This is a genomic window from Pseudomonas sp. FP1740 (assembly GCF_030687165.1).
Lineage (GTDB): Bacteria > Pseudomonadota > Gammaproteobacteria > Pseudomonadales > Pseudomonadaceae > Aquipseudomonas.
Window position 1 is genome coordinate 6,627,172 of record NZ_CP117461.1, and the last position, 25,050, is coordinate 6,652,221.

Genomic DNA, 25,050 nt, shown 5'->3' on the forward strand with positions numbered 1-25,050 from the left:
TCAGCCATTCAGGGCCGGGTGTTCGCGCAGCACCTTCACCACGAAGTCCACAAAACTGCGAACCCGCGTCGGAGCCTTGCGCCCACCCTGGTAGACCACATGGATGGGCAATGGCGGCAGTTCGAAGTCAGCCAGGACGATTTCCAGCTCACCGGCGGCGATCTTGCTCGCCACTTGATAGGACAGAACCCGGGTCAATCCCAGGCCCATGGCGGCGGCAGTGATCGCCGCTTGATTGGCAGAGACCACAAGACGTGGCTCCGGACGAACACTGATCGGCTCTCCCGCCTCAAGGAACGGCCAGCTTCTGGGCTGCCCGATGGACGAGGTGGCGATGATCGGGGCGCGGCTCAAATCTGCCGGATGCCGAGGCCGACCATGATCAGTCAGGAATCCAGGGGAAGCGCAAATCACTCGCCGCACTTCGCCCACTCGAATTGCATGCTGATTGCTGTCAGGCAATTCACCGATGCGCACGGCCACATCGATGCCCTCCTCGACCATGCTCACCACCCGGTCGACCAGTACAGCGTTGATGCTGACTTCAGGAAATTGAGTCAGGTAACCGACCATGAGCGGCGTGACGAACAAATCGCCGAACAATACCGGCGCGGTGATCGTCAGTTGCCCACGGGGCTGGGCATGGCTCCCGGCGGCCGAATCCTCGGCTTCCTGCACCTCGGCGAGAATTCTCCGACAGTCCTCCAGATAACGCTGACCCGCCTCGCTCAAATGCACGCTGCGGGTGGTGCGCGTCAGCAACTGAGTGCCAATGCGCTGCTCAAGCGCCGCTACTGCCCGGGTAACGCTGGCCGCCGACATCCCCAAACGCCGCGCCGCCGCCGAGAAACCTTGGTCCTGGGCGACAGCGGCGAAGACCTGCATTTCCTGGAATCGGTCCATCGGGTATGTCCTTCGTTCAGGTAAAAAAAATCGCAACCGTAGGCTGCGATTTTTATTGGTGGTTTCAAACAAATAAGAGTGACATATTCTATCTTTATAAATCAGTAGGTTAGGTCAACTACCTCTTCGTTATATCGTTAGTAAAGACTGACACAGATACCCGCGACGGCGCAGAAGCCAAGTCTTTTTATACAATTAAGAGTGACACAGGGTTCAATAGGTCGCAGGGCGGCGATAAGCACCAGCCCGCTCATACTGCTGGCCCGTTCGGGTATATAAGTCGACCACCGTCGACCGTGACGCGAGTCCAAGCGCCCCATTCGTGCGTTTCATGAACAAGGCCATGAGAAACTTAGGGGGACAGCGATCCCTGTAGACTCTCATCCCATTGACCTTGAGGTCAGAGGATATCTGTCTACCCAACCTCGCGAAGCAAGGTCTCTCACCCGCGTTCAAAATGAATCGTCGTTCCACTTTGCCTTGTTAGGGGACGACGGAATTATATGCGGGTCCAGGACGGACACTTTTCGAGTTCGGCGTGCACAGTCCTACGAAGACTAGGCGACGAGCTTCAGACGAGGGAACATGGCCACAAAATCATCTGGGATAGTGGAAAGTATGGCCGTCACTTTCTCTTGTGGAAGGCTGGTCGCCAGCATCGCTTCGAGTCTTTCAACCCGCTGGCGTATTGAAGCTGCACGATCCCACTGAATTGCATATTTCTTTGCTGCGACCTTCTGCTCGATGAGCACCAAGTGGCGACTACTGTCGTAGGTGTATCGCATCGCCACTTTCACAGGACGGTCGTCTTCATCGGCCTCGAGAAAAGTGATCTCAAATACCACACCATTCGATGTCTTATGAGCTGCTGATTCGACGTAAGCGTTTTCGAACACGTTGTCGATGAGGTCGCTAGGCTGAACGCCTCGGCTGATATGGAGAGTCGTCAGTTCGTCAACGAGTAATTTGATAGATTCGAGGCTCATCTCAGCATTTTCCTCAGTTCAGCGATGACTACTTCCACGTGCGCGATCGACTCGGAAAGTGAGCTATTATCACGCTCAGCTACCTTGCCGTACTTCTTAGCCAGCTTGGTGTTGATAAAGCTCACCAGTATACCGTCGTTGGGCATATTCGGCTTTGCCATCGGAACGTGAGCTGCGAATTTCTGATAAAGCGTAGAGTTTTTCTCGTCGATCCCTAGGTCGCTGAGCAGCGTGGCTACTTCATCTTGGGCCTTTTTCGTAAGGATCTCTCGAAGCTGCTTCCGCGCGATCTCTGGTCGTTTTTCCAAGAGGTTAGGGTCGATGACCTGGGCGGCCTTCTTCATCTCAGCGTTGCGGATGACGTTCGTCAACTGTGCAAGCACGTCAGCGTCGTAACCCTCTATACCCGGCAGCTCTTTGACTTTCTGGGCAGCAAAAGCATCGATTTCTGCTCGCTTGTCAGAGAAAATCTTGTTGAAGTCCAGGTCTTCCAAATAGGAATCCTGATCGCTGACAAATGCTTCGGAGGAACCAACCCCCGCCAGGGACTCCTCCTTTCGAACGTATTCCTGGTCAGTGATTATGTATTCCTTGGTGCGTTGATGTTTTGCTCGATCAACCTCCTTCTGAAACGAGCTCCACATCGCATCCAGGCCGGTTTCCTCGTGGTAGATCACAACAGCGTTGTTATCAATCTCGAACGCTGTGATCTCGTCTGTAGGGATTGCGCGTAGCACCCGGCCGACGATTTGAGCAAAAGCATTTAGACTTCGATAGGGCCGGAAAAGCGCAAGAACCGTAAGGTATCTATGGTCATATCCTTCCATCAGCATGTTCACGGAGATGACAACATCACATTGATTGTTATCAATCGTTCTAAAAGCTGCATCGATGTCCGGCTGTTCCATGTAACTGTGAACAATCGCCGCTCTCAGATTTTTGGCCTCGTACCAAGTACGCAGATCCTCGGCATGGGCAATGCTGCAGCCCACAGCAAGGATTTTGTGAGGCACTTTTGGTGACGCTTTTTTCAGCTCGGTGAGGTTGTGAATGCTCTGGTCAATCACGTCCAGTGAGCATTCCTTCGACAATGCAACGCTGCGCTGGACCCACTCAGGGTCTTTGAACCCGAGCACTTCCTCCTTTGACAGCCTAACGCCTGGCTGGTCAGCCAACGTGAAATAGAGTTCATGAGCATTGACCGTTTCTTTCCTGAGCCATTTGACGTAACGGTCTCTCATCACTTCAGACAGTGGCGTTTTGTGAATCAGCTTTCCGGGCACTTCCTGGTTGTCGCCACGAAATGGGGTTCCAGTTACAAAAAGCTTTTTAGCCTTGGCGAAGTGGCCAAGTGTCTTTTGCCAAGTTTCAGCCGGCGCGTGATGCCCTTCATCGACGATGATCAGGTCGAAGAAGTCGGGTGGGACTCGCTTGGTCAGGCACGTAGGGCGGTCGCTGTGTATTTGCTGAATATTGGAGTAGACGATGTGGCTTTGCTCTAGGCTGCGCTGGAGCGTCAGCGAGTTGAATTCGCAGGTGATGGGCAGGTCATTTCCGCTGAAGATCACATCAAAGTTAATCCAGAAATTGTCCTCGAGCAGGTCTTGAGTCTTCCTGATGCTCTGCTTGGTCACAAGGCCAGGGGTGATGATCAAGACACGCCCTTTCGCCAATCCAAACGGCACGATGGAAATCAGCCCTGACTTGCCCGTACCCGTAGGCAACACGATCAGCGCATCCTGTTCAGGATCGCTCGCAAAGTGCTCTTGGGCCTTGATATAGGCCTCGATTTGAGGCGTCCGCAGCTTACTGTTGCCTAAAATGTTAACGGCAGTGTCAGTAAAGTAATTCATGAAAAACTCTCTGGCGTTTTTCGATCATCCACGCCAAAACCGCAGCTCAAACGAGCAGCATGCACTTGCGCAGATTGCGATAGAAAGGGCACTCTCAGCAGCAACGGAGCCGGGGCGGGCATCGAAATATCCTTATTTCTGAATCAGCTGGATCAACCAAGGTGGTGTAGGAGCTGAACACGCTTTTAATCATAATAGCCCAATGATATTGCTCAAGGTGCCTGAAATTTTCGGGCCTCTTCATGCCGACACTACCGAAGACAGTTCATAGCCACGATGCTCTTACCTTGAAGTCTCGCCTAACTACGCGAGATGGGTAATTGCACGGACTTTCCCACCTATTTGCATTCGATCTGACCAGTCATTTGCATCGGATTTGACCAGCGCTGTTCGTGGACATAACCGGCAGAGAACGACCAATTCTGTTGAAAAAGGCGGTTTTCTCAAACTGCTCGAAAATTGACGGGGCAAAACACATCTTTTGCACGCTACTACTTGAAATCCGTGTCTGGAAAGCTTCTGCTGAAAGCAAGGAATTCAATCTCAGACGCGTACTTTTTTGTCGTGAGAACCAGGCCGGACTTTTCAACAGAATCGACCCATTATAGCGGCCAGTAACTTGTACTTCACCAAGGGCCGGCCGTAAGAAAACCCAGTATCTGACTGAGTTTTGGTATATCAGGGCATGCACCTCACGTTCCATCGTTACGGCACTTTACCATCCATGACAGTCTGGTGAGCCCGGCCTCCCCCCAGGCCAGCGCTGTGCCGATATGCGCCTTCATGCCGAAGAAGTCCTGGTTGCCTTTCTTTGTCTGATGCATCTCCGGGTCGCGTTTGCCCTCCCGATTATTGGTCGAACTCGGCGCATGGATGATGGTCACATCGATGATGGAGCCTTAGCGCAGCGGCAGTCCTCACTCGCCCAAGTGGCCATTGATTACAGCCAGGATGCCTGCCGCCAGTCCGTACTGCTCCAGCAGGTGGAGGAAATTCATGATCGTCGTGTCTTCCGGGGGACTGCCCTGGGTCAGCGATAGCTTGGCGAACTGACGCAACGAGATGATTTCGTACAGTGCCTTTTCCATCACCGAGTCGCTGAGGGGAAACCAGTTTTGCAGCAGATGGATGCGCAGCATGGTTTCCAGGGGATACAGCGGCCGGGAATCGCCAGCCTTGGAGTAGAACGGCTCGATCAGTGCCAGCAGCCCGCCCCACGGCACCACCTGCTCCGCCTCCCCAAGAAAGCGCTCGCGTCGGGTCTGTTTACGTTTGCCGGTGTACTCGGCATCGGAAAGCTCATCTGGGTCATGCGTCAAGGCTCAGATTCAGCAGTGGCACCATTTCAGCAGATCGGTCGGGACTTTTCCGGAGTTTCCCTAAGTGGAGTTAGTGGACTACATTCTTCAACATAAGAATTCGCACTAATGATTTTTCGGCCTGTTGTCTCGGCGAGCAAGGTATACGGCGCGTAGGACGCGGCCTTTGATGATTGAGCACGCAACACCGTGAATGCTGTTCGGCGAGTGAGACGGGCGGGAAGACATGACGACGGTGGGGCGCGGAGCTCTGACCATCCATCATACGAGCCCACTCGAAGTGGAGAGCTTCGATGGACGACAAAGTTAAGGTCGAGAACTTAAATCGCGCGCAAAGGCTTGCCAGTTGCGGCTTCGAATGCTTCGCCGACCCCGCGACCCCATCCCCGGATGAGCTCCGCTGGGCAGAGTTCGAGTTCCAGGTCTACTGCCTCGCCACCAAGCACCTTGCAGTCAAAACACCGGGCGCGTATGTCCAGTCGTCCACGGACATTTGTGACGAAATTCGGCGCCAAGTTGCGGGCTTGCCGCTCGCGAGTGACTGGAACGCGCAGTGGGAGGCCGCGCTGGACCTGTGGTGCAGCAAGCCCGCTTCGCCCCACCAGGCCGGCCATTATGTGTGTCCCGTCATCATCCAGCGGGTCAAATCCGCGTTCGACGCGGACGGCAAAAAGACGGAAGTACCTGACGAATTTTCCAGCTTCGACCAGGTCGATCAGCCCAACGTCTGGTCTCTCTCCAGGGACGACGCCGGCAAGCATTTCTTCGCACTCGACTTCTCCGGCATGTTCGCTTTCGACACCGGCGATCCGGCGTTCCAGGGGCCTGGCTACGAGCCTCCGACCGGCCTGATGCGGCCGGACGGGCTTCATTCGAAGGCCCGTTGCTTCATGACGGCCCTGAACTGGAACCCTAATAACATATATCGCGCTACCGGGGTCACCGTGGACCCATGGATCGCGATGGAACTGCTGCCGAGTTCATTGACGGATGCGACACGTATTCGTCGCGACATTCAATGGCGGTCGCTATTTCGCGTCGTGCGGTCAATTTCCGAGAACGAACCAGAAGGTTATTTCGACGGCATCCAGGGCTACGACCGGGGCAACATCTCGATTCCGCTCCTGCACTACACCGGTCCGTCGAAGGAGCACGGCGGGACCGAACTGGGCGGCTTCTTGGCTTCGTTGGCAATCCATGATCCAGCACTGCATGAGAGGTTCCAGCGCTTTGGTTTAACCAATACCGCGGGGAGTTGGAGTGACACCAAAGGATGGGGCCCTGCGTACGAATGCTTCTCGGGCAGGCCTGGAACCATAAATGGGCGGTTCATTGCGGATGCTGGCATCTCGGAAGTGATGCCCCAGCCCAGCGAGGAAGAGCGCCGATTCTGGCGCAGCCCACACTTTCACTACCGAATCACGATGCTGTGTCGCACACAGCCTGCCTTGCGCGACGCGATGTGGCGAGCAGCCGTGCAGCGGGTGCGAAATGTCGCGTGGGAGGACTTGCGTGGCTGGGGGCTGCCCGCTGCACTTGCTAAACGCATGTGGCTGGGCAAAGTGCTAACGAGTGAGCTGGCGCTTGCAATCGTCGTGCGTTTAAACGTTTTCAACCCAGGGAAATCGTTCGGTCAGCCGATGATCGCTATCATCAAAGAGGCTTGGAACGTCGCGATCCGGGCTGGAGGCGCCGACGATGTCGTGCAGGCGAAATTCGAAGATGAGTTCTGTCAGCGCTTCCAGAGCATCGACAAGACACCGTTCCCAGGTTCGTACGTGGAGAAACTCGCGAAGTGGCCTGTGGGCAAAGCTCACGGTCGCAAGTTTCGCCTAAAGGTCGCTGATCTGTATGACCCGGCCGAGTCGCTACTGGCAATTCCGCCACTCAGCAAAGCGGTCCGATCATCACCGATGTTTGCCGGCGCCGTATTCCAGGACCCGCTCGAGAACCTCGAATGGAGCAAGGGCGATCCGGCGGCTTCCAAGCATCTCACGGCAGCAACTGGCCGACACATAGCCCACGCGAAAATAGCGAATGACGTGGCCGCTTACACGACGGCGTTCAAGGACATGGGCGTTGGTGTCCGCTTACCCGAGGGCCACGCAGTTTCTCCGAAGCAAGTCTCCTCCATAGGCGATGCCGCTTTGCGGCAGTCCACTCGGGAAACGATCGGCGCCCTGACGGCCAATTATGTGCTGATCGGCAACGCGCCCGTGAGTAACCCCTGGCGCCACGCCTTGCGTCCTGTCGCGGACGCGGACCAACGCTGGGCCTCGCTGAGATTGTGGCGCATGTGGGATCGCAAGGCCGCGAGCGCATTGCGCATAGGTACGGACGCTTCGACGCCGCCCCTTCCCACCAATTCCCGCTGGCAGCTCTTCGCCCCCGACCTGGCCCAGCGGACGCTTCATGTATTCGATCAACGCGAGTCGCCGGTCGTGAACTCCATTGCCTTGGCATCAGTCGATGCGGGGGGCGAGGTCATCGTAAGCAGTGGAACAACTGCCGAGTGCGCGATCACCAATGCCTCGGCTGAACATTTCGGCGTTGACATCACCGACCCGCTCCAGCGCTCGAGCTTCGCTGTGTTCGTGCGCGCGATGCGGGAAGGCATGCAGCTAGACGCGGCCGATGACTTCTCGGTGTCGCGCGACGCGACGAATTTCACGTTGCGCTTTTCCTGGCTGACGCAGTCGTTCCCGCGAGCGGGCGGCAAGGCAGCGCCAAGCGACTTCGCGTTCTACCTTGAGTACCTCGGCTGGCTCGGCAGTTACGTCGACAAGAATCAACTGGGCTGGTCCGACGGGCCCTTCGGTCGCCACCTGCGCGTCCTCGGTCTGGATCTCTGGGGCACGACCTGGCAAGGCCAGGGCGATTTCTTCAAGCAGAAGTGGACGCGCGATGCGCTGCCGACGGGTGGAGCAAGGCCAACTGACCTATTACCGAAAACCATAGCCCGCCTCTGGAACCCGAAGACCGGCGCCAAGACAGACTCGGCCGAACTCGCGGCAACGCTGCTGAACTGGCCTTCGCTCTACCGTATGCGCGCCATGTTGCGCACCGAGCCAGTTGCTCGGCGCGCGCTCTACGACGTCTGGCGCATGCGTGTGCGCGGTGCACTCGGATTGATCCTTCAAGGCCTCAAAGGTGCGATGTCCAAGATTCCGCGCGCCTATCAGCTCTTCCAGACGTCCGAAACGCTATGCGCGCTCGCGCATTGGGTGCATGTGGATGCGTCGGGCCTCGCCAAGTCGATGATGGATGACTCCCTCCGAAAGCGAGCCAACACCTGGTTCAAAAAACACCTGGCCATTCCCTCTGATCACACACAGTGGAACAACATCGAGCGCTGCTTGTTCTTCCGCGAGGTCCTGGTACCCGGCGCCAAGGACGCCGCGCTGAGAACGCTGCTGCTCGATCTGGCACCACTGCCGGCCGCAGCTGACGGTGTGCCATATTGCTCGCAACTGGACGAGGTGTTCGATATTGCAGGTCTTGCGTCATCTGGCGCCCTGGCGACGGCCGACGTTTCACGCGCCATCATGTTACCTGTCGCGGCAGGCGGCGCGGTCGGGGTGGGCGTGCTCGCCGAGGTGCTGCCGTCTGCGGTGGTGGTGCTGGAGAATGCGTCGCCTTTGCATGCATCACTGCAACCACATGCCGCAGCCGACGATCACTACAGCGTATCGGGGCTTGTGTTCAGCCTGCCAGGTGTCGGAGCCGTGCCGCTCTTCCTACCCGAGCCCGTCGAGGTTCTGCTTGGAAACGTGGTGCAGGGCGGTAGTTTCGACATGTACTGGTCACGTGACGGGGTCGTTGACAAGGCCTATCAGTATGACCAGGCGGACTTCGGCAATGAGTTCCTCTTGTCGGCCGACGTGTCGAGCTGGCTCGGCGACCTTGGCGACGCCATCGACTTACGGGTCGAACTTGAGGCGCGGAATGGGGCACAGAACCTTGAACTCATGGCCGGGCTGGTCCTTGCGGCGCCATGGCTGAGTGCGCCCCTGGAGTTGAGCGCGCATGTGGCCGATATCCAGGGAGTGTCGATCAACAACGGTGCTCTGGTATGGACAGTGCCAATTCATCAGGTCGTGCAGGGGCTCGACAAGATTGTGCCGGTGCCAATTGACAGCAAGGCCACACTCACGCTCACCGTGGGCCTCGACTCGGCGCTTGCCCCGACGGTGCGACTTCGGTTGGAAGTGGACTGGTTGCATCTCCCGCTCGGCTCGCCCGCCGCGATCCTCGTCATCGAGGACTCAGGGCCATTGGTCATCGAGGTCGACCTAACTGGCGGCAAGGCCCACGTCGAGCTGCCGCCCAAGGTAACGCTTCAACTTGACTTACTGCTAGCGGTATCGGATGGCGCGCTCATGCGCGTCGTACCCACCAAGGGCGATAAAAAGGCAGCGTTCCAAATTCCGCTGGGCACGATAGACACCACCGCCATCGCCGCGCTGGCGGGTCCCGGAGGGGGTGGGGCTGCGGTACAACCAGTGCGCATCGACTTGACCCGCGCCGATTTTCCTGGCGTGCCCGTGTCCTTGCTCAGGAAGGGCGCGCCAACCTTGCTCGCGGGTTCAAGTCGTCTCCTCGATGTCGCCGAGAAATGGATCGCGGGTGCGACCAATGATTTGGTGGCCGAGCTGAAAAATCCGAACGCCAGCCTGACCCTGCTTGGAAAGCCTGGGCGCTTTGGCTTCCTTTTGAGTATCGATCTCGCGGTTGGCCCCCTCACGGCACCTCTTTCGTTCGAATGCAGTTGCCCGATCGTCAACGATGAACTCGACCTCAGGCATGGTTTCTCGTTCGCGCTCAGTACGGCAACGATCAAACTCTCCCGCACCAAAGACTCGACACTTTTGTTCGGCCTCCTGGCGAAGCTCGAATTGCCGCGTACCCTTGAAGCGACCCTGGATTTTTCGGGCAATGCTGACTTCTTGCAGTTCCAGCTCGGTGCGCAACCGATCGCACTGCACGTACCGGCCGAGAGCGGCTTCGCGTTCGACATAGACAAGCTTTCTCTTGGTCACGCGGGCCTCAACCTACATGCCAAGGTTCGCGAAGGCTCGCAGAGCATTGGCCCGTTGCCATCATTGGATGAAACATTGGTGGTCGAGTCAGCGCGTGAGGGCCTTGGCGAACTTACTATTGACCGTGGACGGCTCACAGGCGCGAGCCTGCGCGCCCGCACTCGCTTAAAACTCTTCGACGACGCCGACGGTGTGCTCACGGTGCGCCTGCTCTCCGACAATGCTGGACTGGGCGTGCTGGCCGATCTAGACGTTGGCGTGGATCGAGTGTTCCACATCCGGGCGCTTTACCTGCAGATGCAGGTGGACAGCGTGCGCCTCGGGCTCTCTTGGAATAAGGACGACCGCTGGAAGGCACGAGGCGGGCTGACTGGTAGCGTGCGATTCGTGCCCGAGGGCGAACTGACCAACCGCCTCGCCGAGTACCGAGAGCTGTTTGATGGTATCAGCGCCCATTTCGAGAACCTCGACCTGCGGGACCTGGGAAAGGCGACCGTCCGTGTCCAGGTGACGCCGCGCAAGTTCGAGGTCGCAAAAATCCTCCAAGTGGTGTGGCGAGGCTTTGTGTTCCTGCCCCCCGATGCTGGTCGCCTTTCGGTTCAACTGCTCGGAGACGTTGCCTTCACGGCCGAGCTCCCGGGCCTTCAGGCACAGCTTTCGCTCGGGGACATCACGGTGTCTCAGCGCGATGCTAGGAGCCTGGAGCCGAGCGTGCGCATTTCTTCGGTCGGTATCAAGTTGCGCCTAGACGGCGGTTTCCGCTTCGCGGGCACGCTGCGTGAGTACGACGACGAGCAGGAGTTCGGCATCGGCGGCACTGTGTCGCTCGATTGCGGATTCATCCCACCGGCCGACGCCACGCTCAAGCTCACGCGCATTCGCGACGACAAGGGCGCGATACGCCCCTCAATCGCCGTGTATGGAGAAATCCAGCGCGACGACTCACTGGGCTATGGGTTCTTCCTACGGCGCGTTGGGCTCGGCGTCGGCGTGGGTCAGGGCCTGCGCGGCTTTTCCGATTTGCAGCCTGCCGATCAGTCCATCGCGCAGCGTGTTCAACGGGCGGTGGATTCGCCTGCGGGGCTGCCCTATCCGGGCTCGCTCGATGCATGGGTACCGAACCTCGGTGGTCCACAGAACCTGCTGGTGGGCTACGGCCTGGTGTCCTTCGGCATTCTGCCGATGGACAAAGACCATCCCTTCGTGGGCAGCCTCGTGCTGGCCATCGACGAACGGCTGTCCATCGTGGCCGGGCTCAACGCCTGGTTTCTTGCCTCGCCCGAGGCAGCGAAGACGCAGGAGTTTCTGGAACATCCAGCCGTCAAGGGCGCGCTCGGGTTCTCGCCGCGCGAGCAAGTTCTCTATGCACGATTCGTCACCCTGAAAGACCCGCGCTTCGGACCGAGCGCGCGCGGCAATGCGCTTGGCTCTCTCCTCAAAGATGCCCTCAACAACTGCCGGCTATCGGCCGCACTCTATGCCGATCCGCATGGGGCCATCGTCGAAGTCGGCTGGCCGCGTCAGGCGCGCTTCGAAGCCGACCTCGGACCGGCCCGGGGGATGATCGAAGCGGGCTTCCGCTTCGGCTACTACCGCGGCACGCATGCCGTCGGCCTCAACCTGAGGGCGCAGGCCGTGCTCGGCGGCGGCTTCAACGGCGACCTAGGCTTCGCGAACGTAAGTGTCAGGGCCAAGGCCAGCCTCGAGCTCGTTGCATCGTTCGGCGGCGCCATCACGTCCTCGGGCCAGCTCTACGCACTGGCCGAACTGGCCGTCTCCGCGGCACTGGAACTCTCCGTACGTGTGTGGAAACGCATCCACGTGAAGACCTTCTTCTGTAGCTTTGACGTCACGCTGTTCGACGTCAGCACTGGCATTACGCTCACAGTGACCGCGAATCTGAACACAGCCTTCGTACCCGACGGCCTGGGATTCGAGGGCACAGCCAAGGTCAGCCTTCACGTCGCGGGTTTCGGCTTCGAAGTGCGCGTGCGCGTGGCCGCTTCTGAAGGCCGCATCGGCGAGGCGAGGCGCGTGATAAATGAGCTAATGCCGCCGATCGACAACCTGCTCGACGACGGAAAGACATTGCGCTTTCGGGCAAAGGAGCTGGCGCTTTCCGCCGCAGGCCTGGTAGGTCCGCCGCCGGCTTTGCCCGCCTGGGCAGCCCAGGCCGCAGTTGTGAGCAAACCCGCTCCAGCCGTCGCCGCACCACCAGACCAGTGGCGATATTTCCCCATCCGTGTCGGCGACCAGTTGCGTGTGGTCCTGTTCCCAGACGGCGAGGCTGAAGCCTGCTATCCAAAGCCGACGAAGGACAACAATGGAGCATTCGCCGAGCGATACCACAAATGGCAACTCAAGGCGGGGGCAAAGCACGCCTGGCTTGGCCTCGTGGGTCGCACCAGCTCAACCAACGTGGCGGCTGGCTTCGAGGTGCTGGAAGGCGCAAGGCAAGAACTCCTGCCCCTGGACTGGGTGCAGAAACGCGATCCAGACCAAAGCGAGCCAGTATTGGTGGGCGATCTGCTCATGACGCTCGAAGACGCACAGCCCAAGTATGTAGAGGTCGTCGACCCGCGCACGCTGCGTCCGGTCGACGGCGACTTCGACGACCCAGCAGTGACCGCCATGCCCGGTCGTCGCTCGACACGATTTCGGGTCCGACGCGGAGCCGGTACCTACGACTGGCACTTGGCGCAGGCAGCGCGCTATGCCCAGAAGAATCCAGCACCCTCTGCTGAGACAGTGACGCACCAGGGCGAACTCCTGATGCAGCTGCTAGCGCTTGCGCGCGATACGTCCGCGCTGGTGGATCACGAGATTCCAGCGCTCATTGGCGACGTACCCGATGGTCGACGGCTGGCGGCGCAACTCGGGCTTGTGTTGGCATTCAACGATCCGGTCCATCCCGACACAGGGAGTGGCGAGCTGGAAGCCGAGATCGCGCACGCAGGCATGGCGGCGCTGTTCGAGTCAGCTAGCCTGCAACTCTTCGACCACCCCATCGCGCCCGATACCATCCTGCCACCCGTGAATCGCGACGAGCGCTATCAGATCGTCCCCGGCTATGACTTCCAAGGCAAGGGCGAGATAGGCATTGCCTGGACCGTGCTGCGCATTAAACCCGATGGAACGGCGGTGCGCGAGGGCCCGTACAGCCATGCGGGCATCGAGAGCTTTCGCGTGCGGCGGGTGCAGACGGGCGGCACGCAAGTGCCAGCCACCCCGCCAGTGCTGCTGCTTCCAGGTTGGCTGACCTACCCATTAGCAAACAACCACATTGTTGCCGTGAGACCCCAGTTCCAGTTTGTCGACCGTGGGCTTCCGACGCTGCTCCACGGCGAGGCCAAGTTCGAATACATCGTGGAGGCACTCTCACCCGGCAATGGTAAAGCTCTGGCGACTCAGAGGGTGAAGGCGTCCTATTTTCCGGCGTCACAACCTTTCACCATCCAACATGCACAAGTGCTGCTGCGTCTACCCTCGATTGCCGAGAAGACAGAGTTTGTCGTGCAGTTCGATGTGGCCGTGTCGGGGCTGTCGGACCAAGATCTGAAAGCACCGAATTTCGGATCGCGTCTGCGCCTTTGGCGGCGCGACGCGGAGTCGAACATGCTCGGTCGCTACGGAGATGGGCTCGATCTCGCGCTCAATCTTTCCGCCGGCATAGCGGTTGAGGATGCCGATGGGCTGCGTGTGAAGCTGCCACAACCCGACCAGATGCGGCAACTGGCGGCGGAAGACCTGCAAGCTCTGTCGGAGGTCCAGTTGAAATTGGATTGGACGGCAGTGGGCGGACTCAAGGATGGTGTGCAGCATTTCAATGCGAGGGTTTCGATCGACGATAAGAACGAGGCTACCTTGTGGAACGACATTCTTGGGACCGCCAGAGCAGGCGAATTCCACATCTATGTCAAAGGCGATCCCAATGCCTCGCAACTCAATTCGCCCGCCTTTCGGCTTAGGCATGCCATTAGGTTCGATCCGTCGGACTTGTCCACAGTGCAGGACAAGTCCATGGTTCCGGAGAATGGACTGTTCTCCGAAGGGTCAGAGGTCTCGCTGCTCGAGCGCGTGCCGATCAAGGCAGCCAAGCCGGCTCCGCGCAACTACCTGCCGCTTGAATACAGCAGCTTCAAAGCTGAGGTGGGACGCGAATCCTTCGCGCCCGTAACGACCCCCGGGGCCGGCACTGAGGCGCGCGTCGTTTCGCGTTTGCGTGGTGTCATCTCGCCCCAGCCCGACTCGAACAATCCACTCGGACCGGTGGTCGCGCTGCGTGTGTGGGGGCGCGACACCATGGACACTGATTTGCCGGTACGGCAGATCGCACAGGTCACGCTGCAGTCCGAGGCGCTGTTCCGCTCGCTGCCGGTCTCGGTGACGCCTCGTCCGTTGCCCGGTGACGCCGGAGCATTGGACTGGCAGCCAGAGGGAGAAAAGCTCCAGGCAGATTGGCCGCCAGGGGGGGCGGTGGCTACAGAATTCTCGGCCATAGAGGACGTGAACGCCCGCCCCGTACTCCTACACCACAGCCTTATCGAAGCCGTCGGCGAACTTGACGCCAGAGCGCTGGAACTGCATGCAATTGTCTGCTTGTCGGTGGACGAGCCCTTGCTTCCAAGCCCGGCCGCCGTACCGCAGGGCGAACGCATCGAGCGGCTGCTCAAGCGTGCCGATGCCACCACTGACCCCGCTGGCTGGCGGCTGGTCGAAGCATTGGGCGGCTCGTTGACCTGCTGGCTAGAACGTGACGGCGAACCAATAGATCCGAGCGAATGGCTTGATAACGGCGATCCAGTTGATCCCCAAGCCACCCTTTCCAAGCAAGACGTGGCCGTGCTGTCCTTCACGCGGTTTGCTCCGGGCGAACGTCCACACGGCCGCGCGCGGCTTCAGTGGTGTGTGCGGCTCTTCGCATTGCCGGTACTAAGGGAACTGGATGGGCTTCGCCAAAAGGTGGATCCCAAGGAAGTGCTGCGAGGTGGCTGCTTGTTCCAGGCTCTGCAAGCGATCGACCCAACCCCGTATGATCCGAAGACGGGCACTGCTACCTTGCCCCGCCGATGGGAGATGCTGCTAATAACTATGGGCGAGCGGGCAGCGCACTTCCTCGGCGGCAACAATCCTAGCAAGTGCCGCCTGTTCTGGCAGGCTGCTCCCTTGCGGCCGGCGGCCAATCCCAAGGGAGACACGCCCGTCAATGCGGCCATCCCGCCCCCCCCCCTAGAGGTCGACATACCGCTGCTCGACGGACAAGTGCACTTCTTCCACGGACTAGACGAAGGCTATGCACAATACCTCGACGTTTGGGTCGAGGTGGTGCGCCGCTACCAGTTCGCGACGGAACCCTTCGATCCCCACGCTCCCTCCCCCCGGGATGTCGCCCACAAGGTCGCCGTACCTCGCACACTGGCTCTGGCACCTGACCGCTGGGCCACTGGCATCGATGCCACGACGGGCGCGTTGTGCGCCCTAGTGACTGTGCACCCGGCGCAGCGCGCGCAGCTGGCGCGAGACGACCTTGGCCCTCGCACGCAGTTTGTCGGGCAGCGCGTCGCCCTGCGGCGACGCATTGACGACGCTGATGCAGAAAAGTGGCGCGATCTACTGGGAAGGATCCTGAGTTTCGACGTGATAGCCTGGCAGGCCAGCTGGGCTACGGCGACCCAGGCCGCTTCCAACCTCGAAGACTGGTCATTGCCCGAACGCGGGCCCGAGCGAATCGTGCGCGGCAGCGACAGATACCGGTATCCCCACTTGCCCGCTGCGTATCGCTATGCGGTCGCGGTCAGCACGCAGGCTGGGGTGCGCGAGTCGCGTGAGGAGAGGCAGAGCGTGGACGATCATTGGCTCACGCCCGTGTTCGTGGAGGGTGGTGACCTGGCCTATGCGCCTCCTGAACTCACGGTAGTAACCGCGGAGGATGGACAGCTGCACATCGAATTCCCGCTCGTGCGCGCGGCCGACAGCCTCGATCCGACCCTTTGGCCAACTCAGCAGCGGCGCCTGCAGGCCGTGCTGAGTTATTGGCTGCGCCACGACAAGCCGATCGGCGAAGAGGACGGGGGCGATTTCGACGATGGGATTCCCCGCATGCCGATGCAACTGCCCGATCTGTACGCAGCCTACGTGCTCGTCGCCAGCAACACCAAACGTCAATTGACGTTGGAACTCGCACGCATCAACATCAAGCCGGGCGAAACCAAGATCCTTTCCGTGAGTCTGCTGGTCGAGCCGTACGATACTGAAACCGCCGAACTCGGCCGGATCGCTACCGCCGAACTCGTCCAGATCACCGAAGGCGCGTTGGCGGGCCGATTGTCGGCACGCATCACACTGGACCTTGCGTGTTCCGAACTCGCGTGGTTGCGCACGTTGCGCGACGGCGATTCGCCTTGGACGCTTCAGATCGCCGTCGAGAGGGACGGTACCCGCTACGGAGGTCGGCCATGAAGCCCACAGACGCCACGTCAGCGCCTGCACCGATGTTGAAGATCGAGATGCCAGAGGTGTTTGCGTTCACAGCTGTGTATCGCGAGTGGGGTATTTGGCCCATAGAGAGAAAACGTACCGTTGGGATCCTGTTCCCTGTCTTGCACACGATCAAGATTTCAAGCACAACTCCGGGGCTGCTACAGCTAGACGTTGCCACCGGGCTGCTGCGAGCCACACTTGACCGTGCCAAGGCGACGTTGGTCGTGAAGATCCCTGATGTCACCAAATGGCGTCCCTCTTCTGACACAGCGCCATTCGAATACTGGAAGTCTGTGGAGATCGCTATCCAACTGTCCGGTGACTCGGTCCTCGCGCGTAATGCGAACGGCGTCGGCTTGCAGGTGCATGTTGGATCACTGACCTGCGCTGCCGCACCGGTATTCAAGGCCTTGCCAAATCCGTCGCCCGGCACAAAAGGTTCTCTTCTCGGGTCGCTCTGGCCAACGCTATCGGCCGATGGAGCCGAGCTAGACTACGTCTTCACGCCCCACGGGGCGTGCCTTGCGGGTTCGCTCGGCGCCGGCATGCGAGATATGTTGCGGCTACCTCACAACACAGACCTCGCCTGGAAAGAGGAAAGTGACTACTTCGCGCTACTTCTGTCAGGCAAGAGCGTGCCGACTTCCAATTCCACGCTCACCAGTAATTTCCAGCACGACGTCAGCGATTGGACCAATGGGGATACACCCTGGACCGTTCGCCGATGGCACATCCTCAAGTCCGAACGAAAGTCCGTGTTGGCCAGCGCATTTGATCGCACTTTCGACCTATGCCCAGGACTTCGTTTCGAGCGAATGGAGGACGGCTCTGCTTTGTCGGATAAGGAGTGGCTCGGTGATATCCTGGTACATCTGACCGCACCGCACAACGATAAGTCGATGAAGATCGTCGTCAAAGCAGGCCTGTGCGTGAGCGAGCGCCCGGTCGCGGTGTACATCGATTGGGGCGCTCAAGTCGGAGGCTCAGTGATGAGCGCGGAACGCGCCATCGCGAGCTGGAAGCCCGGGAGTGCACCAGGGGGACTTACATGGGTCGCCTGGATAATGCGCACGACGGCCGATCCGAACGCATCTGCCGAACTGACGTCACTACCGGAGCTTCACGTGGAATGGGGAGGCCTGGGCCATACACCTACGGTTAATTTGGCCGAGGCGTACATCTTCTACGAGGGATTAATGGATGCCCAGGACAACATCGCGTCTGACAATGCCACGCGGCCGCGCTGGCTCGCAACCGCCGAGGGCCTGCTCGAAATGTCCCCCGAGGTGTTCGATGCGGCCGTGCCTGAATCCATCCGCAAGGGCTTGAGCAGGCCGTCGCAACAGTTTCGCGGCGGCGTACCGCTCGAAGCGCTCGGCGGTCCGCCCGGCCTGTCAGTCTGGATTTCCGACGATCCGGCAAGGCCAGCAGGGCAGGCGGTCACCTTGACCGTGCGCAACGACCACGCGAGCCTCAAAGCGATGCGCCCCCTATTGGAGTGGCGGAGCCCGCCCTGGTGGGTGGCGTTCGACCAAATCGCGAAGAAAGGTGACGACCCACTCATCTCTGACAAACCGCTGTCGCTCAACCGGTCGCAAGACGGCATCCCGGGTCTGCAATCGCGCTTGCGCGCCGCCTTCGACGCTGACTTCGCGACGCGACCCGCGCGTGATGGAGCCGATATGCGGTTCGCGCAGGCGCTGGGCAAGGTTTTTTGCGGCACGCGCTGGGTCGGCGACACAACTGGCCCTCATAATAGCGCATGGACACTTGAACTGAGCGGCGGTTATGTGACCTTAACCGTGCCATCTTCGGTTCCGGCGTCGGCACAGCCGCGCGTCAAGGCCTGGAGTCGGTTCGACGGCGCGTACTTTGTCCGCACTCTGCCGGAGCGGGATGAGACGCGTACCGGCGCCGTAGTCGACCCACTGCGCGCGCTGTTTCCAGCGCATCCAAAACCGAAGGCGCCAGGCATCGAATTGCGCATCGAGCAAGGCAAACTCCCCGCGTATGCAGCGCCGCCCTTCAACACAACGGGCGATGCAGCGCCCCAGTGGCAGCGCGTTGCTGCGACGGGATTTCATCCTCACATCGCCGGCTTGTCGCTCGAAGGACCGCCCAACGCGCCTGCGCGGCAGATGCTGCGCCATGGCATCCAGATGCATTTGGAGTCATTGCTGCAGGCAACAGCCGATGGAACATTATCAGGAACAATCGGGTCCACCGCGCTCAGTAGCGTGCGGCCGAGCGACGATTTGGCCGCCACCGTGCCTGAGAAAGCCGATAAGGTGGGCACCGAAATCACCGTGAACGGCTGGCTACCGAGTCCGGGCCAGGTCGTTCTTGACCTCGTGGACAAACAACTCGGCGACGATCAACCGCGAATCGAATTCAAGACCGCAGGCTTCGCACAAACTTTTACGCTTGGCGCCTATCATGGCGCGGACGGTTTCGGTTCCGCTGCTGGCATCGTACTAGACCAAGACACGCCACAACTCACCTCATCGCAACAGCCCGGCTCAGCGCCCATGCTCAATTTCGGTCAGCCGCTGATGCAGCTTCAGACGCGTGGACAAACCCTCGACGGCGCGGGGCGCAAGCAAGGCCTTTTCGACGGCGAGATGCGGCAAGTGGAACCGATCAATTCGGGCGGCACGGCAGAGCCGACGTGCATAACGGCGATACGCACGGCGGGCCTGTCGTGGGCAGGGCAGCCATCATCCCACGTGACGCTGACGCTGCTCGACAGCGAGCCTGGAGATCTGGCGATAGCGTCGTGGGACCTGTGCGGCGAAGTGCGAGCGGGCGTGTCCTCGCGTCCAGCTATCGGTCCCTGCGCGCTGGTCGCGCGGGCGATTGAGAAATTCGACAAGAATGTGGCCCGCGTCACCTGCAAGCTTGCGCCGCCCTGGAGCCCGCCGCTCGGAGCGGCACTCGACGATAGCCCCGTGTTGGAACTCAAGTGGGAATTTAAGGCTGGCAGTTGGGGACTTGCGGATGTGGTGCCTGCCGACATCGTCTGGCGTTTCGACGACAAGGGAGCGGGAACACGCGTGGTGGCCATGCAGGTGCGCATCGGCGGGTCGCCGGAGGCGTTGACGGCCGAAGTCACGGGCGTGGAACTGGAAACCGATGCGCTCGGCCGTATCGGTGTGGTAGTGAGTTCCCCCGCTCCACTCGAGTGGTTGGACACACCCTCCGGTCCGCGCGCGTGCTGCCGGATCGCTCACGCCATCGGCTTGGAGGTTGACATGACACTTGTCGGCCAGCCAGAAAAGAACGGCTGCGCCTGGGAGGTGATTTTCTCGAAATGCTTGACATGGGGCGATGCGGCTGGCGTGCGGCTCACGCTAGCCAAGGAAGGCAGCACAGTCGTGTTGAAGGGCTTGCACCTCGGTGATGCCATCGACGATGTGACTCTACAAACGGCGCGCGCCTCCGATACCACCTGGCTGCTCTCGGCTACCACGGCCGATGTCGCGATAGCGGGAACCCTTGAAGTCACAATGGCGGCGCACGCCTCAGCGCAGTTCAGTATTAAGGCCTCACTGAAGTGCAGCTCCGACCCACGCTCCCTAGTGGCAGAATGTGACAGAAACCGGTCCTGGCTCGTGGTGGTGGCGAATGTTTCTTGGAACAGCCAGGATCCCGCGGCACCCGCGCTATCGGAAGCTACTGTCAGCGGACGCATCGTATTCCGCAACACTTTCACGTTCCGCCAGGTCGATGGATTGCTATGGCACGACGAAGTCGATGCCGTTTTTGACGGCATCTGCTGCGGCGTCGGGCAACACGGCGATTTGGATTGGCCCGGCACGTTAGACCTGCTGGCCGTGCATTGCCTGGGGCCAGACGGTGAGCCTTCCCGGGTGGAATTCGCGGCCGTCCATCAGTTTCTGGCAACGCGCGGGACGCTGGCCTGCGCGAGTCTCATCTGCCTTTGCGAAGGAGAGGGTTCGCCGGCGGCGCTGGAAGCACAGATCGTCTTCGGGACGGACCGCGTCCTGGGCGCCGCTGCAATCGCGCCACCAAACGAGGTCACTCGCCGCGGTCTTTTGCTGCGGCTGCCGGTCAAGAGCGGCACCAGTACAGTTGAGCTGCGCGTGCCCACAGTGCAGGACGCCAAGCTCGACTGGCTCCCCTTGCGCCGCTGGGCAACCGACCTAAAACCCGCCGACGACGATCCCTGGCACGAACGCCGGCTGCTGGCGGCATGCCTTTCTCCGATAGAGCTGGGCGGACTGGGGGCGGAGCAGACACAAGCCCATTTCTCCGGGGGGGCGGATTGGCCCGGCGATAACGAGGAACTCTTGGAGTGGGCAGCGCTGGGTGACGTTGGACGCTGGCCGCATAGCGGTTTTCTCGCACCTAAGGGGGGAATTTTCGCTCTGCCCTGGCATGCTGGGGCCATGTTGGGGATCGACGTGAGCCTCGACGAAGGTTCCACTTGTCCGGCCCTACATGTCGAGCTGCATGCCGAGGCGCCGGACGCTCCAACCGGCCTGCGCGTGTTCGCGACGGGGCTCGTCTCCGAATTCAAAGAAGAGGCGGGCCGCCAGCAGAAAGCGGTGGCGCGCTGGGCGCTCGACGAAACTACGCGACGACGCCACCAGGGCTCGGCTCTGGCCATCGTGCGCGGGAGAAACGAACTCAGCCTGATGCTCGCACGCCCGCAGCAGGTACGCGCAGTCTTGCGAACCTCGGCAGCGCCGGTGGGTTCAGCGCTCATGGGACCCGCACACAGTTACGCACTCGAACTGCTCTTCGATGGCGAGGTGACTCAGCACGACGCCCCTGCGCGCCAACAGGCGGCGCTCGCAGTCGCGTTCGACGAGGGCGCAGTAGTTGAGGCGGCACATGCGCTACCGCGCACCACCGACGTCGAATCGGCGACAGAATTCCGGCTCGTTCTGCATTCCGCACTGACCGGCGACGACTGGGGTAATCGCGTGTCTTTCGGTCTCGAGCGCCGGCAAGCGATTCACTTTGGTTCGCAGCCGGATATGCTCAGCTTGCTGCCGCGAGCGAGACCCAGCCTTGTACCGGCGGCGGATGGCCATGACGTGATAGCGGCGCCGCTCGTGGACGTAGCGGCGTGGAGCGTTCGCCCCGGCGATAGTGTGTGGACACAGTGGTCGGCTGCGGCTGGCGCATCTAGCGCAGGGCCAGGAGTACGTATGCAGCTGCGCTCGCCGCGCGCCGCACACACGGCGCCTAGGAATGGTGGGGCACCGGTAGGCGAGACCTTCACACTTGTCGCTTTAGCAACGGCGACTATGGGAGGGGCCGAATGGCGGCTGCGGGAGTTAACACGTTCGCGCGTCATCGGCAAACCATTCGATCAACCTTTCGCGAGCCTCCTCACCATAGCAACGCTGCGCGGCGTGTTGCATGTCCTCAACATTCACAAGACGTCGAGTACAAGACAATTGGATGAACCGTCAGTCGCAATCACACGCGTCGCGCGGGGAGCGGATGGCTGGAGCATGCCCGATCGGATGGTGGTCGGAGCGTTTGTGGCCACCGGAAAGTTAATCGATGAGAAGGAGGAATGGGGCCTTGCAGTGGTGTCCAAGCAGTTCGTTCCAAACAGGCAATCGAATCTCGTGCACGATGTGAACGAAATGCTGAGCGACAGGACGCTCGGATGGTTGACGCTGCAGGCGCCGAACGCCGTATCCCTATGCACTATCGGGACTGTCGAGCAATTAAAGAAAACATCAGTGTGCGAGCCAGATGCCTACACCGACAATGCTATGGCCGCGCTCGCCAGCCTCGTTGCCCAGACGCCGCGCAAGCTCGGGGAACAGCAGAGCGCACATTGGCTGCATGATTCACCAAGGCTCGCGCTGTGGCGGCGTGCTCCAGGAGCGGTGACTGTCACGTTCCTACCGCGGATTCAGATTTTATGGATCGATAAAGCGGCAATGGAATCGGCTCCTCACGTGTGCACGGTGAGCAACAATGCCGTCAGCGGGTTCGGATCGATGGAGGACGGGCCGAACGGGATCGAGCTGACTAAGGACGCGCTATTCAGGCACTGGCAGTGCGCCTATGTTCTCGAATGGCCCTCACTGCAGAAGACCTCGAAGGCTTGGCGCTTCGAGTACAGCGGCGCATGCTCGGCGATCTCGGAGCTCCCATAGGCGGGTCCCGCTACTAAGGAAACTCCGAACAAGTCAGCGACCGGCAGCGGATTGCCGACCGAATCGTTTTTCTGCCCGGCCCTCGGCAACAGGTTTCACCAGAAACCCGGTTTTTGACGGAGTTTTGCGTACAGACGCACTGATCATCCGGCATATTCCCATGCTGTCGAAGCAATGCGCCGTGGGCATGAAGCGCGGGAGGCAGGCGCCGGCTGTGGAGGTGGAGCGATTGCGCTTTTTGGCTGAGTCAATGTTCCAAGCCGTAACAGACTATCAGCTCCGTGCGCTGGGATGTCCGAGAGAGACCATCCACTGAGTACAATAATGGGCGAAATCGGAGAATCAGTGGCTGTGGAGTAGTTGTTACGTCTGGAGTGTTAAAATCGTAGAAGGTGCTTCGACGTTTATCGCCGCGGGCTTCGCAATAGCCTGTGAGTTGATTTCAAGGCGTTTAGGACGGGCTGGAGTAGACGGCAGTAGGTTGCATCGTAAGCTCTAGTCAATTCGCAAAGCTGCCAACATTTTCCTTGTGCTCCCCCCCCGGTTTTTCATGCCCAAAGCCCGCTGTTGCTTAAGTGGCGGCAAAAGTCACTGCCGCTGCTCATCTGGCCGCTTTGATGTCATTCGTGGACATCCGCTATGGGTTGCAGTCACTCGAAGTCTGTCTGCGAACGGCTGCTATGAGCGAATGCAGCCACTCGCGGTTAGCGATGCAACGGCCGCTGTCGCTAAGAAAGCGGAAGTCGCTATTCCACACCGCCCCGGACCCGGCTCGGTCGCTGCATTCGATCGCAAGGTGCAGATCGCCTCGGACGAGTTCTCGGTGATCAATCAGTAATGATGTGAGAGTTGCGTCCTGGAATCGGCAGAACATGGGCTGCAGGCGCTGACTGACAGTTAGGCGCTTAGCAGACGAGCGCACCGACGGCTGCCTCGAGAACATCGACGCGCTAGAATACCCGTTTAAGGTAGAACTGCTTTAGGTGACAATGCCTTATGAAGTCCAGAATCGGCCCAAACGGGGTGCATCTTTTCGATCGACTTTCAGGTCTGAATGTCCTGCTAGACGAGTTGCGCCCGAAAGAGGCGGTTTGGTCAACGTCCCCCCGCCAGGTATCCATTGCACTAACCAATGTTTGCGACCTTCACTGCGCGTACTGCTACGCGCCGAAGCACAAGGCGTCGCTGCATACTGACCAGGTGCTCGGCTGGTTGAAGGAACTGGATACTGAGGGGTGCCTCGGCATCGGATTTGGCGGCGGCGAACCCACGCTGCATCCTGACTTCGTCGACATATGCAAACGGGTTGCGGGAGAGACTCAGCTCGCGGTCACATTCACGACTCATGGTCATCGCCTGACGCCACAGCTCGTCGAGCGCCTCAAGGGCTCGATCCACTTCGCACGCATTAGCGTTGACGGGGTAGGTCGCACCTATGAAGAACAGCGCGGGAAGCAGTTTGCCAGCCTGCTCCGAGGCATGGAGTCGATTGCGACCTTGTCGCCCTTTGGGATCAACGTTGTGGTCAACGAGCGCACGGTTACAGAACTTGACGCGATGAGCGAGCTCGCGCAAAAGGTTGGAGCTAGCGAATTGCTGTTGCTTCCTCAGCAAGCAACCACCGCAGTCGCAAGCATGGATGGAGTGGTCGGCCAAGCATTTCAGGACTGGGTTTCCAGCTACAGAGGCAAGGTTCGCCTTGCGGTCAGTGAGGCGGGTGCGTCTGGACTGCCTACGTGCGACCCGCTCCCCGATGAGCGAGGCCTTCAGGCCTATGCGCACATAGACGCGTCCGGCATGCTTCGCGCGAGTTCTTACTCGCCTGCCGGCGCGAAGATTGGAGACGCCGGCGTTCTGTCGGCGCTTAAGCGACTCAGAAATACCTTCGAGATCAAATGCGAGACGCAATCATGAAGATTTGGAACGGATACGGGTCTGAGCATTCGATGAACCTGGTTCTCATCGGGAGGTTCAAGCGAGCGCAAGACGCAGAGAAGGTCGAGAAGGACATTGACAGGCTCAGCGCTCAGGCTTCGAAAGATGACAGCCACTCCATCCCTTTTGCTGAACCAGAGGATCAGAGATTTTCAGATGACATGCTCTCGTTGATGCGCAGCCTGAACCTCAACACCTTGGGGCCAGCTGATCTCGGCCAGCTGGTATCTGAGCATTATCTCAGGCGTGAAGGCGATCGAATCACTGTCACGACTGACGAGGCTGAGGTGTCCGCGTTCGTGAAGCTCTTCATTGAGGCTGGGGCAAAGGTCGAAGTCTTCTCGGCGCACGACTACCCGTCCGATTCCGCCGACGCCAGCTGACAGGGA

At 59.9% G+C, this 25,050-nt stretch carries 7 protein-coding genes and 1 pseudogene; 4 read left to right on the top strand and 4 right to left on the bottom strand.

Annotated features, from left to right (window positions below; translation table 11 throughout):
- The 4 genes and pseudogenes from PSH69_RS29905 to PSH69_RS29920 form a co-directional block, all read right to left on the bottom strand.
- Entirely contained in the window at positions 1 to 903 is a 903-nt protein-coding gene (locus PSH69_RS29905) for a LysR family transcriptional regulator (protein ID WP_305410618.1), read from the bottom strand.
- A 557-nt stretch (positions 904 to 1,460) separates the two neighbouring features.
- Positions 1,461 to 1,889, bottom strand: coding sequence for a hypothetical protein (locus PSH69_RS29910; protein WP_305410619.1), 429 nt, complete (start codon positions 1,887 to 1,889; stop codon positions 1,461 to 1,463).
- Positions 1,886 to 3,742: a DEAD/DEAH box helicase gene (locus PSH69_RS29915; RefSeq protein WP_305410620.1), complete on the bottom strand. Its 1,857-nt coding sequence runs from the start codon at positions 3,740 to 3,742 to the stop codon at positions 1,886 to 1,888. Before PSH69_RS29915 ends, PSH69_RS29910 begins: the two co-directional genes overlap by 4 nt.
- A gap of 767 nt (positions 3,743 to 4,509) precedes the next feature.
- Positions 4,510 to 5,054: pseudogene (locus tag PSH69_RS29920) on the bottom strand (IS5 family transposase); the annotation flags it as partial.
- A 300-nt stretch (positions 5,055 to 5,354) separates the two neighbouring features.
- Between PSH69_RS29920 and PSH69_RS29925 the strand changes: the two are divergent.
- The 4 genes from PSH69_RS29925 (at position 5,355) to PSH69_RS29940 (ending at position 25,044) form a co-directional block, all read left to right on the top strand.
- Entirely contained in the window at positions 5,355 to 16,559 is an 11,205-nt protein-coding gene (locus PSH69_RS29925) for a hypothetical protein (protein WP_305410621.1), read from the top strand.
- Positions 16,556 to 22,726 carry a hypothetical protein gene (locus PSH69_RS29930; RefSeq protein ID WP_305410623.1) on the top strand — a complete coding sequence of 2,057 codons (6,171 nt, stop codon included), beginning with the start codon at positions 16,556 to 16,558 and terminating at the stop codon, positions 22,724 to 22,726. Before PSH69_RS29925 ends, PSH69_RS29930 begins: the two co-directional genes overlap by 4 nt.
- Positions 22,727 to 23,722: 996 nt before the next feature.
- Positions 23,723 to 24,640, top strand: a complete 918-nt coding sequence (locus PSH69_RS29935; RefSeq protein WP_305410624.1) for a radical SAM protein — start codon at positions 23,723 to 23,725, stop codon at positions 24,638 to 24,640.
- A complete protein-coding gene (locus PSH69_RS29940) occupies positions 24,637 to 25,044 on the top strand; it encodes a DUF6375 family protein (protein ID WP_305410625.1) in 408 nt (135 codons plus the stop codon). The genes PSH69_RS29935 and PSH69_RS29940 overlap by 4 nt, the downstream gene beginning before the upstream one ends.
- Positions 25,045 to 25,050: the final 6 nt, after the last annotated feature.

Excerpts from the sequence above, each read along its gene's own strand:
- PSH69_RS29930 (WP_305410623.1), top strand. The coding sequence starts at position 16,556 with ATGAAGCCCACAGACGCCACGTCAGCGCCTGCACCGATGTTGAAGATC.
- PSH69_RS29910 (WP_305410619.1), bottom strand. The coding sequence starts at position 1,889 with ATGAGCCTCGAATCTATCAAATTACTCGTTGACGAACTGACGACTCTC.
- PSH69_RS29925 (WP_305410621.1), top strand. The coding sequence starts at position 5,355 with ATGGACGACAAAGTTAAGGTCGAGAACTTAAATCGCGCGCAAAGGCTT.
- PSH69_RS29905 (WP_305410618.1), bottom strand. The coding sequence starts at position 903 with ATGGACCGATTCCAGGAAATGCAGGTCTTCGCCGCTGTCGCCCAGGAC.
- PSH69_RS29915 (WP_305410620.1), bottom strand. The coding sequence starts at position 3,742 with ATGAATTACTTTACTGACACTGCCGTTAACATTTTAGGCAACAGTAAG.
- PSH69_RS29935 (WP_305410624.1), top strand. The coding sequence starts at position 23,723 with ATGAAGTCCAGAATCGGCCCAAACGGGGTGCATCTTTTCGATCGACTT.
- PSH69_RS29940 (WP_305410625.1), top strand. The coding sequence starts at position 24,637 with ATGAAGATTTGGAACGGATACGGGTCTGAGCATTCGATGAACCTGGTT.